18 protein-coding genes are annotated in these 19,320 nt (G+C 58.9%); all 18 read left to right on the top strand.

What is annotated here, in order from left to right:
- The first annotated feature begins 20 nt into the window (after positions 1-20).
- A complete protein-coding gene (locus tag VEZ38_RS12665) occupies positions 21-2,645 on the top strand; it encodes a DNA translocase FtsK (protein WP_324893896.1) in 2,625 nt (874 codons plus the stop codon).
- 90 nt (positions 2,646-2,735) lie between these two features.
- Positions 2,736-3,524 carry a spore cortex-lytic enzyme gene (gene sleB, locus VEZ38_RS12670; protein ID WP_324893898.1) on the top strand — a complete coding sequence of 263 codons (789 nt, stop codon included), beginning with the start codon at positions 2,736-2,738 and terminating at the stop codon, positions 3,522-3,524.
- Positions 3,525-3,664: 140 nt separating this feature from the next.
- The gene (yfmF, locus tag VEZ38_RS12675; RefSeq protein WP_324893900.1) at positions 3,665-4,948 is read left to right on the top strand and encodes an EF-P 5-aminopentanol modification-associated protein YfmF; all 1,284 of its coding nucleotides are present in this window, start codon (positions 3,665-3,667) and stop codon (positions 4,946-4,948) included.
- A 6-nt stretch (positions 4,949-4,954) separates the two neighbouring features.
- Positions 4,955-6,235 carry an EF-P 5-aminopentanol modification-associated protein YfmH gene (gene yfmH / locus VEZ38_RS12680; RefSeq protein WP_324893954.1) on the top strand — a complete coding sequence of 427 codons (1,281 nt, stop codon included), beginning with the start codon at positions 4,955-4,957 and terminating at the stop codon, positions 6,233-6,235.
- Positions 6,236-6,246: 11 nt separating this feature from the next.
- The gene (ymfI, locus tag VEZ38_RS12685; protein ID WP_324893956.1) at positions 6,247-6,996 is read left to right on the top strand and encodes an elongation factor P 5-aminopentanone reductase; all 750 of its coding nucleotides are present in this window, start codon (positions 6,247-6,249) and stop codon (positions 6,994-6,996) included.
- Positions 6,997-7,095: 99 nt separating this feature from the next.
- On the top strand, positions 7,096-7,344 hold the full coding sequence (locus tag VEZ38_RS12690; protein WP_324893902.1) for a DUF3243 domain-containing protein: 249 nt from the start codon (positions 7,096-7,098) through the stop codon (positions 7,342-7,344).
- Between the two features lie 171 nt (positions 7,345-7,515).
- Positions 7,516-8,280 carry a DUF3388 domain-containing protein gene (locus tag VEZ38_RS12695; protein WP_324893904.1) on the top strand — a complete coding sequence of 255 codons (765 nt, stop codon included), beginning with the start codon at positions 7,516-7,518 and terminating at the stop codon, positions 8,278-8,280.
- Positions 8,281-8,300: 20 nt separating this feature from the next.
- The gene (locus VEZ38_RS12700) at positions 8,301-9,197 is read left to right on the top strand and encodes a helix-turn-helix domain-containing protein (RefSeq protein ID WP_324893906.1); all 897 of its coding nucleotides are present in this window, start codon (positions 8,301-8,303) and stop codon (positions 9,195-9,197) included.
- Between the two features lie 70 nt (positions 9,198-9,267).
- Complete coding sequence (locus VEZ38_RS12705; protein ID WP_324893908.1) at positions 9,268-9,432, top strand: hypothetical protein; 165 nt, start codon at positions 9,268-9,270, stop codon at positions 9,430-9,432.
- A gap of 127 nt (positions 9,433-9,559) precedes the next feature.
- Positions 9,560-10,051, top strand: coding sequence for a YajQ family cyclic di-GMP-binding protein (locus VEZ38_RS12710; protein ID WP_324893910.1), 492 nt, complete (start codon positions 9,560-9,562; stop codon positions 10,049-10,051).
- A 156-nt stretch (positions 10,052-10,207) separates the two neighbouring features.
- Entirely contained in the window at positions 10,208-11,227 is a 1,020-nt protein-coding gene (locus VEZ38_RS12715) for a DUF3231 family protein (RefSeq protein WP_324893912.1), read from the top strand.
- A gap of 92 nt (positions 11,228-11,319) precedes the next feature.
- Complete coding sequence (rimO, locus tag VEZ38_RS12720) at positions 11,320-12,651, top strand: 30S ribosomal protein S12 methylthiotransferase RimO (RefSeq protein WP_324893914.1); 1,332 nt, start codon at positions 11,320-11,322, stop codon at positions 12,649-12,651.
- On the top strand, positions 12,648-13,226 hold the full coding sequence (pgsA, locus tag VEZ38_RS12725; protein ID WP_324893916.1) for a CDP-diacylglycerol--glycerol-3-phosphate 3-phosphatidyltransferase: 579 nt from the start codon (positions 12,648-12,650) through the stop codon (positions 13,224-13,226). The genes rimO and pgsA overlap by 4 nt, the downstream gene beginning before the upstream one ends.
- Positions 13,227-13,327: 101 nt before the next feature.
- Entirely contained in the window at positions 13,328-14,572 is a 1,245-nt protein-coding gene (locus VEZ38_RS12730) for a competence/damage-inducible protein A (RefSeq protein ID WP_324893918.1), read from the top strand.
- Positions 14,573-14,777: 205 nt separating this feature from the next.
- The gene (gene recA / locus VEZ38_RS12735; RefSeq protein WP_324893920.1) at positions 14,778-15,830 is read left to right on the top strand and encodes a recombinase RecA; all 1,053 of its coding nucleotides are present in this window, start codon (positions 14,778-14,780) and stop codon (positions 15,828-15,830) included.
- A 111-nt stretch (positions 15,831-15,941) separates the two neighbouring features.
- Positions 15,942-16,631, top strand: a complete 690-nt coding sequence (locus VEZ38_RS12740) for a RecX family transcriptional regulator (RefSeq protein WP_324893922.1) — start codon at positions 15,942-15,944, stop codon at positions 16,629-16,631.
- Between the two features lie 201 nt (positions 16,632-16,832).
- Positions 16,833-18,374, top strand: a complete 1,542-nt coding sequence (rny, locus tag VEZ38_RS12745) for a ribonuclease Y (protein ID WP_324893924.1) — start codon at positions 16,833-16,835, stop codon at positions 18,372-18,374.
- A gap of 94 nt (positions 18,375-18,468) precedes the next feature.
- Complete coding sequence (locus VEZ38_RS12750) at positions 18,469-19,266, top strand: TIGR00282 family metallophosphoesterase (protein WP_324893926.1); 798 nt, start codon at positions 18,469-18,471, stop codon at positions 19,264-19,266.
- The last annotated feature ends 54 nt before the right edge of the window (positions 19,267-19,320 follow it).

A 19,320-nucleotide genomic window follows, 5' to 3' on the forward strand; every position in this document is an offset into this window, starting at 1 on the left:
TTCCTCTGGGGGTGTTTTTGTTGGGGAAATCTAGGAAAAAAGGCAAAAAGCCATTATCCTCCAATTTAAAATTCGAATTATACGGCATTCTGCTGCTGCTGTTTTCCGTCATCGCTTTGGCGCGGGAAGGCTCCGTCGGGAAATCGATCGCGTTCTTGTTCCGCATCGCGGTCGGCAATCTCGAGCCCGTCATTCCGGTGCTTTTTATGTTTATAGCCGTATATCATTTCATGATCCGACGGTCGTGGCCGAGCGGTTGGTCGGTGAAGGCGACCGGCGTTACGTTGTTTTTGCTCGGGTGGATGGTCAGCTCGCACAAGACGTTATTTCATGAGCTGATGCCCCAGGGCGGATATGCCCCGTACTGGATTATCGAACAAACCGTCGAACGACTGCGCGGCCATATTACCGGCGGAGGATTGGAGTTTACGGCGAACGCGGGCGGCGGCATGATCGGCGCCGTCGTGTTCGCCGCGCTGTATTGGCTGTTCGGCCATAACGGCGCGACGCTGATCGAATTCGCTTTGTATGTCATCGGGGTGCTGCTCTTCACGGGATGGTCTTATGTACAAATCATGGGAGCCGTTCGTCGGTTTTTCGCCCGCGTGCTCGGTCGCCTCGGCCATACGACGAAGGAGACGTTCCAGCTTCTATACGAACGGGGGAGCGGAACCGCCGGCGGCGGCGGGGCCGTCACGAAGCGGAGAGCGAAGCCGGCGAAGGCGAGCGTACCGCTCGACGACGAATTCGACGAGGAGAATTGGAAGCCGGACAAGCCGCCGAAGAAGACGTGGTTTCACAAGCTGTCCGGGTTCGGGAAGGACGAAGCGCCGGCGCCTTCGGATGCCGACCTCGAATCCGACTCCGCGCCGGCGGACGCGTCCGCTTCCGAACCGCCACGGGAGGAAGTCGTCTACCGCGCGGATGCCGGCGTCAGAGCGCCGGCGCACGAAGTCGACGCTCTCGGGGCGGAGGCGGCAAGCCCTAGCGAGCCGCCGGAGCGTCATGAGCCGGTATACGTCGACTTCTTGGATCAGGTAAGAGAGTCCGTGCAGCGCGTCGTCGCGGAGCCGCCCGTACCGGAGCGATTCGAAGCCGAGGCGGCGCCGTTCGGCGACGAGCCGGACGCCTCGAAGCCGGCGGCGGGCAGCGTCGGAGCCTTGGAGCGCGACGGCGAGCGCATCCCGTCGATGCCGGCCGCGCCGGCAGTACCTCCGAAGCCGTATATTCTTCCCCCGTTCCATTTGCTTTCAAGGCCGGGCGGCGGCAAGAGCGGCGAATCGGCGGATACGGTCGCCCGGGAGAACGCGCGGAAGCTGGAGTCGACGCTCGAGAGCTTCGGGGTGCGGGCGAAGGTGCTGCAGGTCGTCCGCGGGCCGGCCGTTACCCGTTACGAAATTCAGCCGGACGTCGGCGTGAAGGTGAGCCGAATCGTCAACTTGACGGACGATATCGCCCTCGCCCTCGCCGCGAAGGATATTCGAATGGAGGCGCCGATTCCGGGCAAGTCGGCGATCGGCATCGAGGTGCCGAACACCGAGGTGTCTATCGTGACGCTGCGCGAAGTGATGGAGACGTCGGCGTTCCATGAATCCGACGCTCGCCTTACCATCGCGCTCGGCCGGGACATCTCCGGACAGCCGATCGTCGCCAATCTGGCGAAGATGCCGCACTTGCTCGTCGCGGGAGCGACCGGCTCGGGCAAGTCGGTATGCATTAACGGCATCATCACGAGCGTGCTGTACAAGGCGAAGCCGGACGAAGTCAAGTTTTTGATGATCGACCCGAAGATGGTCGAATTGAACGTGTACAACGGCATACCGCATCTGCTTGCGCCGGTCGTCACGGACCCGCGCCGCGCGTCGCTGGCGCTGAAGAAGATCGTCGTCGAGATGGAGAAGCGATACGAAGCGTTCTCGAAATCGGCGACGCGGAATATCGAGGGCTATAACGCCCAATTGATCGAAAAGGGCGAAACGCCGCTCCCGTATATCGTCGTGATCGTGGACGAGCTGGCGGACCTGATGATGGTGGCCGCCGGCGACGTCGAGGATGCCATCACGCGGCTCGCGCAGATGGCGCGGGCGGCGGGCATCCATCTCATTATCGCCACGCAGCGTCCGTCCGTCGACGTCATCACGGGCGTCATCAAAGCGAACATTCCGTCGCGTATCGCGTTCGGGGTATCGTCCCAAGTCGATTCTCGGACGATTCTCGATATGGCCGGAGCGGAGAAGCTGCTCGGCCGCGGAGACATGCTCTTCGTGCCGGTCGGCGCATCGAAGGCGGTGCGCGTCCAAGGCGCGTTCTTGTCCGACAACGAAGTCGAGGCCGTCGTTACGTTCTGCAGAGATCAGGAGCAGGCGCAATACCGCGAGGAGCTCGTCCCCGAAATTCAGGAAAGCGAAGACGGGGGGGACGACCAGCTGGACGAGCTGTTCGACCAGGCGGTCGTCATCGTGCTCGAGGCGAAGCAAGCGTCCGTCTCTCTGTTGCAACGGCGGATGCGCATCGGCTATACGCGCGCAGCGAGGCTGATCGACCAGATGGAAGCCAAAGGCGTCGTCGGTCCCTACGAAGGGAGCAAGCCGCGCGAGGTGCTCATGTCCTACGAGCAGTATCAAGGCGGTCGGCTAAGCTCCTAAGTCATCGGGGTACGCATAGAACAAATTCACCTTCCTCATACTACATAAGGAATCGCGCAACATCTTATGCAGAGAAAGGTTGAACAAGGCATGCGAACTCGACTGATCTTGGTTACGCTCTGCCTCGTCGTCGGGCTGACCTTCGCCTTCCAAGCGAAGCAGCAGCGCGGCGCCGGCGAAGCGGAGGAAGCGTTCAGCAATACGACGTTAAAATACGGCGCCGTCGGGCAAGACGTTCGGGAGCTGCAAGGCCGGCTCAAGTATCTGGGGTACTACAAGGGAGCGATCGACGGCGACTTCGGGTACAAGACGTTGACGTCCGTCAAGTCGTTCCAATCGAAATTCGGCATGAAAGCGGACGGCATCGTCGGCTCCGCTACAAAGCTAAAGCTGTACAACGCAACGAAAAAATGGAGGCCGGGGGCCGAGACGGCAGGGCAGGGCGGCGGCGCGGCCGCGACGAAGCCGAAGACGACAGGCGCGGGCGCCGCGAAGACGATCTCGCCGTCCTCGCATCGCGGCTACTCCAGCAATGACCTAAAGATGATGGCGAACGCCGTATACGGAGAAGCGAGAGGCGAGCCGTACGAAGGGCAGGTCGCCGTAGCCGCGGTCATCTTGAACCGGGTCGACAGCGGAAGCTTCCCGAATACGCCGTCCGGCGTCATCTTCCAGCCGGGCGCCTTCACGGCCGTCGCCGACGGCCAAATATGGCTGACGCCGAACGAAAGCGCGATGAAGGCGGTGCAGGACGCGCTGAACGGCTGGGACCCGTCCGACGGCTGCCTATATTACTTTAACCCGGTCACCGCTACGTCGAAGTGGATTTGGTCGCGGCCGCAGTATAAGAAAATCGGAAGACATATTTTCTGCCGGTAAGACATACACTTCCGGAAGAGCACCGAGGAAGAAGTGACCGAGACGGTTGCTTCTTTTCCTTTTCCGCCCCTGATTGTACTTCGAAAGACGTTTTACTTATAATAACGGAAGACTACCGAAATGGAAGGAGTTTCCGCCCCATGGGAACGACCCGCTTTGAACGCGATGCCGTAGGCGGCATTCGCTTGCATGTGCTCCCCACCGATCGGTTCAAGACGACGGCGGTGTCCGTCTTCGTCGGCGCCGAGCTGCAGCCCTCGACGGTGACGTCGGTGGCGCTGACGCCGTTCGTGCTGCGCCGCGGCAACGCATCCTATCCGGAGACGAAATCGTTCCGGGAAGCGCTCGACGATCTGTACGGCGCGGGCTTCGGTTTCGATATTTATAAACGCGGCGACTATCAAATCGTCAACTTCCGCATGGACGTCATACAGAACGAATTCGCCGCGGGCGGGGAGCCGTTGCTCCAGCGCGGCATCGCCTTCCTCGGAGAGACGCTCACGAAGCCGGCTTTGGAGCAAGGCCGCTTTTTGTCTTCCTACGTCGAAGCGGAAAAACATACGGTACAGAAGAAGCTGGAAGCGATCGTCAACGATAAGGGCCGTTACGCCGCCGAGCGTTGCATCGAGGAGATGTGCAAGGACGAGCCGTATCGGCTTCATCCGCTCGGACAAAAGGAGGATCTCGAGCGCATTACGCCCGAGGGGTTGTACGAAGCTTATCAGCGATGGCTGAGCGAGGCGCCGATCGACGTCTACGTCGTCGGCAACACGAGCATCGACGAGGTAAAGCGTCTCGTCGCCGATGCGTTCGCGGTTCGCGGCGCGGACGCGCCGACCGCCTATGCCTCTTCGCGGCAGATTCGCAAGGTCGACGAGGTGCGGACCGTCGTGGAGCGGATGGACGTCGGACAAGGCAAGCTGAACATGGGCATCCGGACGCCGGCGACGTACGCGGAACCGAATTACGCTACGGCGCTTGTCTACAACGGCATTCTCGGCAGCTTTCCGCACTCCAAGCTGTTCTTGAACGTACGGGAGAAGGAAAGTCTGGCGTATTACGCGGCTTCCCGCCTGGACGGCCACAAAGGCATTCTGACGATTCAATCGGGGATCGAGATCGATAAATACGAGCGCGCGGTCGAGATCATCAAGAAGCAGCTTGACGCGATGCGCGCCGGCGACATCTCGGAGCTCGAGATGAGCCAGACGAAGGCGATGATTTCCAATCACTTGCGCGAGATGAACGACAGCGCCTACGAGATGATCGGGTATGACTTCAACACCGTCTTGTCGGGCAAGGAGCGGACGGCCGAGGCGCTGCTCGAGGAAATCGAGCACGTCGACGTGCCCAGCATCGCAGCGTTCGCGCAGCAGGTCGAGCTCGACACCGTGTACTTCCTGCGCGATCGGAAGGAGGACTAAGCGATGATCCAGAAACAACAGTACCCGAAGGTGAAGGAAACCGTCTATTCCGCGACGCTCGACAACGGACTTGCCGTGTATGTTTTACCGAAGGAAGGCTTCTCCAAGACGTACGCTACGTTCTCGACCCGGTACGGCTCCATCGACAACCGTTTCGCGGTCGGAGACGAGCCGCCGGTCCGCGTCCCGGACGGCATCGCGCATTTCCTCGAGCATAAGATGTTCGAGGAACCGGAGGGCGACGTGTTCGCGAAGTTCGCCTCGAACGGGGCGTCCGCCAATGCGTATACGAGCTTCGATCGAACGGTGTATTTGTTTTCGGCGACGGATCGGATCCGCGACAATGTAACGACCTTGCTGAATTTCGTGCAAAATCCTCACTTCACCGACGAGAACGTCGAGAAGGAAAAGGGGATCATCGGCCAAGAAATTAAAATGTACGCCGATCAGCCGGACTGGCGCGTCTACTTTGGCTTAATCGCCGCCATGTACGAAAGACATCCGGTGCATATCGACATCGCGGGCACGATCGAATCGATCGCCGAAATCGATAAAGATACGTTATATCGTTGTTATCGCACGTTTTACCACCCGCAAAACATGTCGGTGTTCATCGTCGGCGGCGTGGACCCCGAAGAGATGATCGAGCTGGTCAGGGAAAATCAAGCGGGCAAGACGTTCGAGCCGCAGGGGCAAATTCATCGCCTGTTCGACCCTGAGCCGGCCGGCGTGAAGGTGAAGCGGCATGTCGTGCAGCTTCCCGTGTCGATCCCGAAATGTTTATTCGGCATCAAGGAGACGAAGGTCGGGTACGAGGGCGCGGAGCTGCTTCGGCGCGAGCTGTCGACGAAGCTGCTGTTCGACATGCTGTTCAGCCCGAGCTCGAAGCTGTATCAGGCGCTTTACGACGAGCGCCTCATTACCGACAGCTTCGGCGCCGAATACAACGCCGGCGAGCAGTATGCGTTCTCCGTCATCGGCGGCGACACGCGGGACCCCGACGCCTTGATCGAACGGGTGCGCAACGAGGTGGAAGCGTGGCGCGCCGCCGGCATTCCCGAGCTGCTGTTCGAGCGGACCCGCCGCAAAAAAATCGGCGGTTTCTATCGCATGCTGAACTCGCCGGAAGCGATCGCGGGCGAATTTACGAAGCATCGCTTTAGAGGCACGAACGTGTTCGATGTGTTAGAATTATACGAGCAAATAACTATCGACGAAGTGAAAGCGCGGTTGCACGAGCATTTCGATTGGGAGCAGCTAGCCGTCTGTATCGTCAGGAGCGAGTGATCGAAAGCCGGATGAACAAGTCCATCAGGGATACGACCGTCCTTGTGACGGGGGGAAGCCGCGGCATCGGCGCGGCGATCGCCGAACGGTTCGCGACCGTCGGCATGAAGGTGGCGATTCATTATTTGGAGCAGCACGAGTCGGCCAACGACACGGCTCGGCGCTGCCTGCGCCACGGCGCCCAGGTGTTAACCGCCACCGCCGATTTACGTAGCAGGGATCAAATCGAACGGATGCAAGAAAAACTGCATAAGCACGGCATGGTGCCCGACATTCTGGTGAACAATGCCGGCATCTCCCATTACGGCATGCTGTCGGACGTCACCGAGGACGACTGGGACCGCGTGATGGACATTAACCTGAAGGGCATGTTCCTTACGACCCAGACGTTCATGCCGCACATGGTCAGCCAAAAATACGGCCGCATCATTAACGTATCGTCCGTGTGGGGCATCGCCGGCGCTTCCTGCGAAGTGGTGTACTCCACCGCGAAGGGCGGCATGAACGCGTTCACCAAGGCGCTTGCGAAAGAGCTCGCCCCGTCCGGCATTACGGTGAACGCGGTCGCGCCGGGGCCGGTCGAGACGTCGATGATGAACGAATTCGACGCCGCGGAGAAAGAGGCCATCGCGGGCGAAATCCCGGCGGGACGCTTCGCCCTGCCGGAGGAGATCGCGTCGCTCGTGTATTTTTTGGCATTGCCGGAATCCGGTTATATTAACGGCCAAATCATTTCGCCGAACGGCGGCTGGCTAACCTGATCGAAGGCGCCGACGGCCGCCATGCATAACGTTCCCGCTTTCCGCGAATATTAGAGATGGTCGCAATCCATCACGATTCCCGGAGGAGGAACAACAATCATGACGACGACGGTACTCAGCACGTACGATAAATGGAAGCAGTTTTTGGGCGAGCGCGTACAGAACGCGCGCGCGGCCGGCATGAACGACTCCACGATCCAAAATTTGGCGAAGGACATCGGCGACTTCCTCGCGACGAAAGTCGACCCGAAGAACGACGAAGAGCGAGTGCTTAAGGAGCTTTGGGCGGTCAGCGACGAGAACGAAAAGAAGGTCATGGCCGGCCTGATGATGAAGTTGGTCGACTAATTCCGCCAGCCGCTTCGCAGCCCCGTTCCGGAGGACGCTCGATTCCGATCGAGCGCTTCCGCGAGGGGCTTTTCTCGCTTTTTTTCGGTATGGGGCAGGAATGGCTTGAATTTTGTAGAATATAATCGAAATACGCGGTTTTTCTTGCATTTTGGGATGGAGTGAAGGATATTGGACCAGAAACAATGGTATATGGAATACAAGATACATAAGAACCGGCCGGGACTGCTCGGCGACATCGCTTCGTTGATGGGGATGCTCGAAATCAATATCATTACGATCAACGGCGTAGAGGACAAGACGCGGGGCATGCTGCTGCAGACGGACGACGACGAAAAAATCGAAATTATGGGCAAGATGTTAAAAAAGGTGGACAACATCACCCTGACCGCCTTACGGGCGCCGAAGCTCGTAGACATCTTGGCGGTCCGGCACGGCCGTTACATCGAACGGGATTCGGACGACCGCAAGACGTTCCGGTTTACGAGGGACGAGTTAGGGCTGCTCGTCGACTTTCTCGGCGAGGTGTTTAAACGGGAAGGCAATCAGGTGATCGGTCTGCGGGGGATGCCGCGGGTAGGCAAAACCGAATCCATCATCGCGGGAAGCGTATGCGCGAACAAGCGGTGGACGTTCGTATCGTCGACGCTGCTGCGTCAGACGGTGCGAAGCCAGCTGTCGGAGGACGAGCTCCATCCGAACAATGTCTTTATTATCGACGGCATCGTCAGTACGATCCGTTCGAACGAGAAACACTATTCGCTGCTTCAGGAAATCATGGAAATGCCGTCTACGAAAGTGGTCGAGCATCCGGACATCTTCGTGAAGGAGTCGGGCTTCGATCATCAAAAGTTCGATTACATTATTGAGTTGAGAAACACGCCCGACGAAGAGATTTCGTACGAGACATTCACGGCCAACTACGAGGGCTTTTAAAATTTTTGGAGGTGACTGACGTGTCCGACCTCGGGCAATTGCTTCGGAAAGCGCGCACGGAGAAGAACCTCAGTTTGGATCAGCTGCAAGAGACGACGAAAATTCGCAAACGGTACTTGGAGGCCATCGAGGAAGGGAAATACGACATTTTGCCGGGAACGTTCTATGTCCGCGCTTTCATTAAGCAATATTCCGAAGCGGTCGGACTCGAACCCGACGAAGTGTTCCGGTTGTATGCGCACGTCATCCCGTCCGCGGACCCCGAGCCTTCGACGGAACCGATCCGAATGGCCCGCCGCAGCGCCGTCAATCCGCCGGAGCGCGTCGGCAAATGGGCGTCCGCGCTGTTAATGATCGCGTTCCCGATCTTGATTATCGGCGTCGTTTACTATTACTTATACTCGAATTGGGAATCCCGGGGGAACGTGCTGCCGAACGAGCCGATCACGGACAGCTCCGCGGCGGAGCAAGGCACGCTGCCGACCGAGGACGTCGGCACGGCGGAACCAGAGCCCGAACCGGAGCCCGAGCCGGCCCCGGTCCCGGAGCCGCCGAAGCCCGACGTCGCGTTCGTCGAGAAGTTCCAATACAGCAGCCATCAGGTCGAACGGTTTACGGTCAAGAACGCCGACAAGGTGTCGCTCGAAATCAAGGTCGTCGGCTCGGAGGCTTGGGTCGGCGTCACGCATGCCGATTCGAAGTCGAAATACTTGCACCAGGGCGGCATGAAGCAAGGGGACGTCTACACCGGCGAGTTCGATCATCCCGTCTATTTGAACATCGGACGCGCCAACGCGGTGCAGCTCGCGGTGAACGGCGTGCCGATCGACATGGGCGAGGAGCCGAACCCCCGCAAGTTCCAATTCGAGCTGGTTCCGATTCCGGCCGCGGCTTCGACGTCGGGCGCCGCCGAATAACGCCCTATGGACTGGGTATCCTAACGGTAGCAAGGATGGAAAGCATTCCACAGCGAAGCGAGGGATATCCATGACCATCAGTTGGATCGTAACGGGACTCGGGGTCGTCGTCAGCCTGCTAGGTTGGTATCTTACACCGGACGCATGGGGGTACGGCATCTTCGGCTTCGGTCTTGCGCATATCGTGCTCGGGATTTTAGACATGTTCCGGGACCCGGCGCGCAGCCGCTCGTAATGAGGGAACTTCAGAAGGAGCGTTCGCCTTGGCGGACGCTCCTTTTTCCGTGTTTTGGCACCGGCCGCCGACTTTTGATATACTTAATGCTATCGATTTTTACTTATTGGAAGGGGTTGGCGCGGGAATGGCATCCGAATATTCGTTCGACATCGTCTCGAAGGTGGACATGCAGGAGCTGCAGAACGCGGTCACGCAGGCCGAGAAGGAAATCGCCACGCGATTCGACTTTAAGGGCAGCAAGAGCGAAATTAAGTTGGAAAAGGACGCCCTCGTCCTCGTCTCCGACGACGAGTATAAGTTAAAGAGCGTCATCGATATTTTGCAGAGCAAGATGGTCAAGCGCGGCATATCCATTAAAAATATGGATTACGGCAAAATCGAGCCGGCATCGGGCGGCACCGTGCGGCAGACGATTAAGCTTAAACAAGGCATCGGGCAAGAAGACGCCAAGAAGATGAACATCTTGATTCGGGATTCGAAACTGAAGGTAAAGTCGCAGATCCAAGGCGACCAGCTACGCGTCACCGGCAAGAGCAAAGACGATTTGCAGGCCGTCATCGCCTTGCTGCGCGGCGCCGACTTGCCGCTCGAGCTGCAATTCGTCAATATGAAATAAGCGTTATCTTCGGAAAGCCCCGCGTTCGCGAACGAACGCGGGGCTTTCTATTCCCGCTCCAAAAATTCTCGGCGCTAAGAAAGGGCGTTCAGTGAAAAAATAAACCGCAAGGGACGTGTGGAAGCGGAACGATCCAGCGAATAGGAGGGATTAACCATGGCGACTAGCACAATAGAGAAGGCTCGCTTAACTGCGGCGGAGGTAGCCGTGCTCTGGGAACTCTACATGATCGAGTCCCTCTTGATCCAAGTGAAACAGCCGATGCTCGCCGGCTGCCGAGATCCGGACGTACGGGCCTTGATTCAGACTGCGCTCGAGATGAGCGTACGGTACGTGGAGGACATTCGATCGATTTATCGGAAGGAGCAATATCCGTTTCCGGAAGCCTTTTCGGAGAAGGACAGGAACGTCGAGGCGCCCCCGTTATTTTCCGACGTCTTTATTTTGCACTATACTTACGGCATGGCAAAGCTCGGGCTGCGCACGGTGCCTCATGCGATCGGGGAATCGGCGCGCGGCGATGTCCTTGACTTCTTATACCGGGCGTACGACGATTATCGGGCGCTGTTCCAAAAGGCTGTCGAAATGCTGTTGAATAAAGGTCTGTATACGCGAGCGGCTTCGTTTCCGATTCCCGATCAAACGGAATTCATCCGTGAGGACCGTTATTTCGCGGGTTGGCTCGGCAAGCAGCGACCGCTCAACGCGTCGGAAATTCGAGCGCTGCACTTCACGATCGAACAGAACGTCATCAGTAAAGCGTTGCTTACCGGCTTTCGCCAGACCGTCCGAGACGAAGAGATTCGGGAATATATGGGGAAAGGCATTCGCATGGCGGAGCGCATTCTCGACAACTTAGGCGAGACGCTGGGCGAGGAGCATATCGGCGCCGTGCCGTCCCTTGACGACGAGGTGTACGTGTCGAATATTGCGCCATACACGGATAAACTGATGCTGGCGCACGTCGCGCAGATGGGGTCAGGCGCCATCTCGATTTACGGGACCTATCTTAGTACGGTGCATCGGCGCGATATCGGCTTGCAATTCGTAAAGCTGATCGAAGACGGCATGAAATACGCGAGCGAAGGCGTCGAGCTCATGATCCGCCGCCGTTGGCTGGAGCAGCCGCCGACGTGGACCGAGCCCGGAGCGCTCGGCCCGCCGCGCACGGAATAAGCGCCGCGGGAACATCCCCCTTTTGACTCGTTCCGGGGCTTATATTATAATGGCTTCGATTGGAATGGGATAACAATTGGGGGATACCATAGATGACCGAGAAAATTAAGATGGTGACCCTCGGCTGCGAGAAAAACTTGGTCGATTCGGAAATTATGTCCGGCCTCGTCTCGCAACGCGGGTACGAGCTCGTCGAACGGAAAGAGGACGCGACGGTCATTATCGTCAATACTTGCGGTTTCATCGATGCGGCGAAGGAAGAGTCCGTCAACACGATTTTGGAAATGGCCGAGCTGAAGGAGACGGGAGCGCTCAAAGCGTTGATCGTCTCGGGATGTCTGACGCAGCGGTATAAGGAACAGTTGATGCAGGAGATGCCGGAGATCGACGGGATCGTCGGGACAGGCGATTTCGACAAAATCAACGACATCGTGGACGAAGCGCTTCGCGGCAAAAAGCCCGTCGCCGTCGGCAACCCGGTCTTTAACTACGAACAGGCGCTGCCTCGGAAGCTGTCGACGCCGCGGTATACCGCTTACGTCAAAATCGCGGAGGGCTGCGATAACGCTTGCACGTTCTGCTCGATCCCGATCATGCGGGGGGCGTTCCGCAGCCGGTCGATCGAATCGATCCTCGGCGAGGTGGAGCAGCTTGCGAAGCAAGGCGTGAAGGAAGTATCGCTGATCGCGCAAGACTCCACGAATTACGGAACGGATTTGTACGATTCCTTTATGCTGCCCACATTGCTGAATCGCGTCAGCGAAGTGGAGGGCATCGAGTGGGTGCGATTGCACTACGCGTACCCCGGCTTCTTTACGGACGAGCTCATCGAGACGATCGCATCGAACCCGAAAATCTGCAAATATATCGATATGCCGCTGCAGCATAGCGAGGACAGCATCCTAAAGCGCATGCGCCGGCCGGGACGCGGGCGGGACGTGCGCGAGCTCGTCGCGAAAATTCGGGCGAAGGTGCCGGATGCGGTGCTGCGCACGTCGATTATCGTCGGCTTCCCGGGGGAGACGGAGGAAGACTTCGAAGCGTTGGTTCGTTTCGTTCGGGAGTTGAAATTCGATCGGCTCGGCGTATTTACGTATTCACAAGAGGAGGATACGCCGGCGGCGCGCTTGCCGAACCAAGTGCCTGAGGACGTGAAGGAGTACCGCGCCTCGAGGCTGATGGAAGTGCAGCGCGAAGTGTCGAAGGAGGCGAACGGGAGGTTCGTGGGACAGACGATGGACGTCTTGATCGAACGGTACGACGGTCGCAACGACGTCTTTATCGGCCGCTCGCAGTACGACGCGCCCGAGATCGACGGCGAGGTGTTCGTTACCGGCTGTACGCCGGAGATCGGCCAGCTGCAGAAGGTTCGCATTACGCATTCGCTCGATTACGATTTATCGGGAGTCGGTGTTTCCGCATGAATTTAGCGAACCGGATTACGCTGGCGCGGATTTTCCTCGTCCCGATCATTATGTTTTTCTTGCTCGTCCGTTTGAATTTGCCGGAGCTCCGCCTTGGCGGATTCTCCATTACATACAATCAGATCGTGGCCACGCTGATATTTATTATCGCCGCCAGCACCGACGGACTCGACGGATACATCGCGCGCTCCCGCAAGATGGTGACGAATCTCGGCAAGCTGCTCGATCCGCTCGCGGATAAACTGCTCGTCGCGGCCGTGCTCATCTCGCTCGTCGATATGCAGAAGGTCGACGCTTGGATCGCGGTCGTCATCATCTCGCGCGAATTCGCGATTACCGGCCTTCGGCAGGTGGCGCTCCTCGAGGGCAAGGTCGTCGCCGCGAGCGCTTGGGGGAAGTGGAAAACCGGCATTCAAATTACGATGATCATCGCGCTGCTGCTCAATAACTTCCCGTTTTATTTCGTCGGGATTCCGTTCGACTTGATTTCCAGCTGGGCGGCGGCGGCGATTACGATTTATTCGGGCATCGATTACTTCGTGAAAAACAAAAACGTGATCGACGAAGTGAGGTAACCGTCAGGAGGGATCGATCGGACCTGCTTGAAATACGCGCGCGGGCCGATGCGGTCCCTCTTTGTCATGACAGGAAATAATAATATGGGGAGGCTGCGGGAATGAAAGCGGAAATCGTCGCGGTCGGTACCGAGCTGCTGCTCGGGCAGATCGTCAACACGAACGCGCAATATTTGGCGGAGCAATGCGCTGCGATCGGGATCGACGTTCATTACCAGACGGTCGTCGGGGACAACGTGGAGAGAATCGTATCGGCGCTGTCGATCGCCGCCGGCCGGGCCGACGTCGTCTTGTGCACCGGCGGCCTCGGTCCGACGCTGGACGACGTGACGCGGGACGCGCTCGGGCGTTACGTCGGGGCGGAGCTCGTCATGGACGCGGAGGGGCTGCGGAAAATCGAAGCGTACTTCGCTGCGCGCGGCGCCGTCATGGTCGAGAGCAATCGGCGTCAGGCGTTGACGCTCGCGGGAGCGGACGTCCTTCCGAACGATACCGGCATGGCGGTCGGCACGGCGCTCCGGCACGAGGGCAAGCTGTACGTCCTCCTTCCGGGACCGCCCCGGGAGCTGAAGCCGATGTTCGAGCGGTACGCGCGGGCGTGGCTTCGGGCGAACATGGACGGGGTGCAGCCGCTGTTTTCCAAATCGTTAAAATTCGCCGGCATCGGCGAATCCGGACTCGAGCATGCGCTCCTCGACTTGATCGAACGGCAGGAGGATCCGACGATCGCGCCGTACGCGAAAGAAGGAGAAGTGCTCATCCGTCTGACGTCGCGCGCCGCGACGGAGGCCGAAGCGTTCGCCAAGATGGCGGGCACCGAGGCGGAAATTCGCCGGCGCGTCGGCGATCATCTGTACGCGGACGAGGACGTGAGCCTCGACGCGGTCATCGTAAGGCTGCTGCGCGAGCGCGGGGCGACGCTGGCTGCGGCGGAGAGCTGTACGGGGGGCATGTTCGCGGATATGGCGACATCGCATCCGGGCAGCTCCGAAGCGTTCCTGGGCGGCGTCGTGTGTTATACGAACGGCGCGAAGCGGGTACTGCTCAGCGTGCCGCCGGAGCTGCTGGAAGGGGAAAATGCGCCGGGCGCCGTCAGTGCGGAGACGGCCGCGGCCATGGCGGAGGGGGCGAGAGCGCGGCTCGGCGCCACGTTCGCGGTATCGTTCACCGGGGTGGCCGGACCGTCGCCGTCCGAAGGGAAGCCCCCCGGCTTGGTATATATGGGGGTCGCCGAGGAAGGGAAGCCGACGGAGACGAGGGAGCTGAAGCTTTCCGGCAGCCGCGAAATCGTCAAGCTGCGGGCTTGCCGCGCCGGCTTCTACGAGCTTTGGAAACGGCTGCGGTAAGTCGGGCCTCCCTTGTCAACGGCTTTCGGATGAAGTATGATAATCGTACGGAAGAACCGTGGCGAAGCGACAAGCGCCGCGGTTCTTTTTTCGTTCCGCGGTCCGGTCGTTCACAAAAAAAAACGAATGTATGTTCGAAAAAATGGTTGGCAACGGAGCGAAAAGAAGGTATCATTACATTATCAGAGAAAAGGAAGTGTTCATTGTGAGCGATCGCAAAGCCGCATTGGAGATGGCGCTGCGCCAGATCGAGAAGCAGTTCGGCAAGGGTTCGATAATGAAATTGGGAGAAAGCGCGCATATGCAAGTGGAGACCGTATCCAGCGGATCGCTCGCGCTTGATATATCGCTCGGCGTTGGGGGCTTCCCGCGGGGAAGAATCATCGAGATCTATGGTCCGGAATCGTCCGGCAAGACGACGGTCGCGCTTCATGCGATCGCGGAAGTGCAGAAGAAGGGCGGACAAGCCGCCTTCATCGACGCGGAGCACGCCCTCGATCCCGTATACGCCTCCAAGTTGGGCATCAATATCGATGAGCTGCTGTTGTCGCAGCCGGATACGGGCGAGCAGGCGCTCGAAATCGCGGAAGCGCTCGTCCGAAGCGGCGCCGTCGACATCATCGTCATCGACTCCGTCGCGGCGCTCGTGCCGAAGGCCGAGATCGAAGGCGAGATGGGCGATTCGCACGTCGGCCTCCAGGCGCGTCTCATGTCCCAGGCGCTCCGCAAGCTGTCCGGCGCGATCAGCAAGTCCAAGACGATCGCGATTTTCATTAACCAGCTTCGCGAGAAGGTCGGCGTGATGTTCGGCAACCCGGAGACGACGCCGGGCGGCCGCGCGTTGAAGTTTTACTCGTCCGTGCGACTGGAAGTGCGCCGGGTGGAGACGATCAAGCAAGGCAATGACATGGTCGGGAACCGGACGCGGATCAAGGTCGTTAAGAATAAAGTCGCACCGCCGTTCAAACAGGCGGAGATCGACATCATGTACGGCGAGGGCATCTCCCGGGAAGGCAGCATTATCGACATCGGGACGGAGCTTGACATCGTACAGAAGAGCGGCGCTTGGTTCTCCTACGAGGGCGAGCGGCTCGGTCAAGGCCGGGAGAACGCAAAGCAGTACTTGAAGGACAACCCGGCGGTGGCGAGCGCGATCGAGAAGAAGGTTCGCGAGGCGACCGTGTCGGTGCCGGGCTTGCCGGCCGGCGTATCGCACGGCGACGACGACGACGATTTCGACGAAGAAGCCGAGGCGTAATACCGGAAGGAATTCGGCTTGTTGCTGCTTTTCAATAGCTTTTCTCCACACCGGCACCCGGCGCTTTTCCCGGGTGCCGTTTCGCTTGGAAGGACGGACGGGGGTGGGAACTTGAACGGGCAGGGCGTCATTACGTCGGTGGAGCTGCAGAAGAAGCAGCGGCATCGATACAATATTTTCGTGGACGAACAGTTCGCGTTCGCCGTGCACGAGGATATATTAATGAAGCATCGGCTTTTCAAGGGGCAGGTCGTATCGGCGGACCGCCTCGAGGAAGTGCTTCGAGACGAGGAGCGGCAGGACGCCTACGTGAAGACGATTCGTTGGCTTGGCGCGAGGCCTCGAACGGAGAAAGAGATCCGACAATATATGGGGCGCAAAGCGTACGAGCCTGCCGTCGTCGATCACTGCGTCGAACGGCTGAAGGCGGAGCGGTATGTCGACGACGAGCGATTCAGCCGGGCGTTGACGGAAGAGAGGCTGCAGCGCCAAGGGAAAGGGAAGCAATGGATTCGGCAAGAGCTGCTGCAGAAGGGCGTGGATAAGCAGACCGTAATGGACGCGGTTCAATCGGTATCGCCGGAGGAGGAGAAGGCCGCTGCCGCGGCGCTTGCGAAGAAGCGTTGGCGCGCGCTGTCGTCCGGGGAGGATCCCCAAGCGGCTCGGCGGAAGCTGTACGCTTACTTAGCGAGACGCGGCTTTTCCGCATCCGCGGTCCGCGAGGCGGTGCGCGAAGCGGCGGACGGGGCGGACGACGACGACGGCGAGGCGGCTTGGGACGACGACGGGGGATGGGAATAGACGTTGCTTGACAACTTTCTTTAGGCAAAGCTACAATGAACTAGTATATTCGCTTTTCTTTTTCGCCCAATCTTTACGAAAGCGCGAGAACAAGTGAAACTGCTTTACCCATGAAGACACGCGAAAACAACTAAAAAGGACACATCGTTGGGCCGTCAGCCTGAAGCTCTAACGTTGTGTGGCAACGGGGAGGTGAACTAGATGCACTGGTTGATCACAGCCATCATCGCTCTCGTTGTTGGCGCAGCGTGCTTTTGGATCGGTTACCTTATTCGCAAGTCCTTTGCCGAAGCCAAAATTTCGAGCGCGGAAGAAGCGGCTCGGAATATACTCGATAACGCTTCGAAAGAAGCCGAGGCGCTGAAAAAAGAGGCGGTCCTCGAAGCGAAAGACGAAATTCATAAGCTTCGCTCCGAGGCCGAACGAGACATTCGTGAACGTCGCAACGAAACGCAACGACAGGAACGAAGGTTACAGCAAAAAGAGGAAACGCTGGATAAGAAACTGGATTCATTGGAACGCAAAGAAGAGCAGCTTGCCAACAAAGAGAAGCGCGTAGAAGAGACGCAGCACCAGATCGACGCTCTCTATCGCAAGCAGGTCGAGGAGCTCGAACGCATCTCCGGCTTGACGCAGGAAGACGCGAAGCAGATGATCCTCTCCAACGTCGAGAACGAAGTGCGTCTCGAAGCCGCTCAGCTGATGAAAGAAATCGAACAGCAAGCGAAGGAAGAGGCGGACAAGAAGGCGCGGGAAATCATCACGCTGTCGATCCAACGTTGCGCGGCGGATCATGTCGCGGAGACGACGGTCTCCGTCGTCGCGCTGCCGAACGAAGAGATGAAGGGCCGGATCATCGGCCGCGAAGGCCGCAACATCCGCGCGCTCGAGACGTTGACGGGCATCGACCTGATCATCGACGATACGCCGGAAGCGGTCATCCTGTCGGGCTTCGACCCGATCCGCAGAGAAATCGCGCGCAACGCGCTCGAGAAGCTCGTCGCGGACGGACGGATTCACCCGGCCCGGATCGAAGAGATGGTCGAGAAGTCGCGCAAGGAAGTGGACGAGCGCATCCGGGAGTACGGCGAACAAGCGACGTTCGAGGTCGGGGTGCACGGGCTGCATCCGGATCTGATCAAAATCTTGGGTCGACTGAAATTCCGGACAAGCTACGGCCAGAACGTGCTGAAGCATTCGATGGAGGTCGCGTATCTCGCAGGCCTTATGGCCGGGGAGCTGGGCGAAGATATCACCCTCGCGAAACGGGCGGGCTTGCTGCACGATATCGGCAAGGCGCTCGACCACGAGGTCGAGGGATCTCACGTCGAGATCGGCGTCGAGATCGGAAAGAAATACCGAGAGCACCCGGTCGTCGTCAACAGCATCGCTTCGCACCATGGCGACACGGAGGCGACGTCGGTCATCGCAATGCTCGTCGGCGCGGCGGACGCTTTGTCCGCGGCACGGCCGGGAGCGCGGCGCGAGACGCTCGAGACGTACATCAAGCGTCTGCAGCGGCTCGAGGAAATTTCCGAATCGTTCGAGGGCGTCGAGAAGTCGTACGCGATCCAAGCCGGACGCGAGATTCGCGTCATGGTGCAGCCGGAGCGCATCGACGATGCGGAGTCGTTCCGCCTCGCCAGGGAGATCACGAAGAAAATCGAGAACGAACTCGATTATCCGGGGCATATTAAAGTCACGGTCATTCGGGAAACCCGCGCGGTGGAATACGCAAAATAATACGCACCAAGGGTGGCTGTCCCGACGTCGTCTGCCGACGACGGGGACAGCTTTTCCTTTTTGCACGCACGAAGTTCGGGAAGGGGATGCAAACATGAAAGTATTGTTTATCGGCGATATCGTCGGGGGGACCGGCCGTCGGGCGCTCAAGGAAAACCTGCCCGCGCTCAAGAGCCAGCACAATCCCGATTTCATCATCGTGAACGGCGAAAACGCGGCCGGCGGCAAAGGCATCACAGGCGCCATCGCGAACGAGTTTTTCGATCTGGGCGTGCATGGCGTCACGATGGGCAACCATACGTGGGACAACAAAGATATCTTCGAATGGATCGACAAGGAACCCAGGGTCATTCGTCCGGCGAACTTCCCGCCGGGTACGCCGGGCAGCGGCGCCGTTACGTTGAAATCAGCTAACGGGAAAGAGCTTCTGCTGATCAACGTGATGGGCCGCGCCTTCCTGCCGCCGCTCGATTGCCCGTTCCGTACGCTCGATAAACTGCTCGAGAAGACGAGGAAGCGGCCGATCCCGACGTTCGTCGACGTCCATGCGGAGGCGACGTCGGAGAAGCTCGCGATCGGGTGGTATCTCGACGGGAAGGTGTCGGCGGTCGTAGGCACGCACACGCATGTACAGACGAACGACGAACAGCGGCTCCCGAACGGGACGGCGTACATTACGGACGTCGGCATGACGGGATCCCGGGAAGGGATTCTCGGCATGGAGCGGGACGCGGTGTTAACGAAATTCCTTACGCAGCTGCCCGTCCGATTCCAAGCGGCGGAAGGGAAGTATCAGTTCCATGGCGTCATCGTAGATATCGACGAAGCCACGGGGTTGTCCAAGTCCATCAAAACCATACGCATTTACGAAGGCGAATTCAAGATGTTCTGACGCGGAATGTTCCATGTGGAACTTTCTGAATTGTGTGAATAATTCAGAAGCGCG

This window comes from Paenibacillus sp. (assembly GCF_035645235.1).
Classification (GTDB): Bacteria; Bacillota; Bacilli; order Paenibacillales; family YIM-B00363; genus Paenibacillus_AE.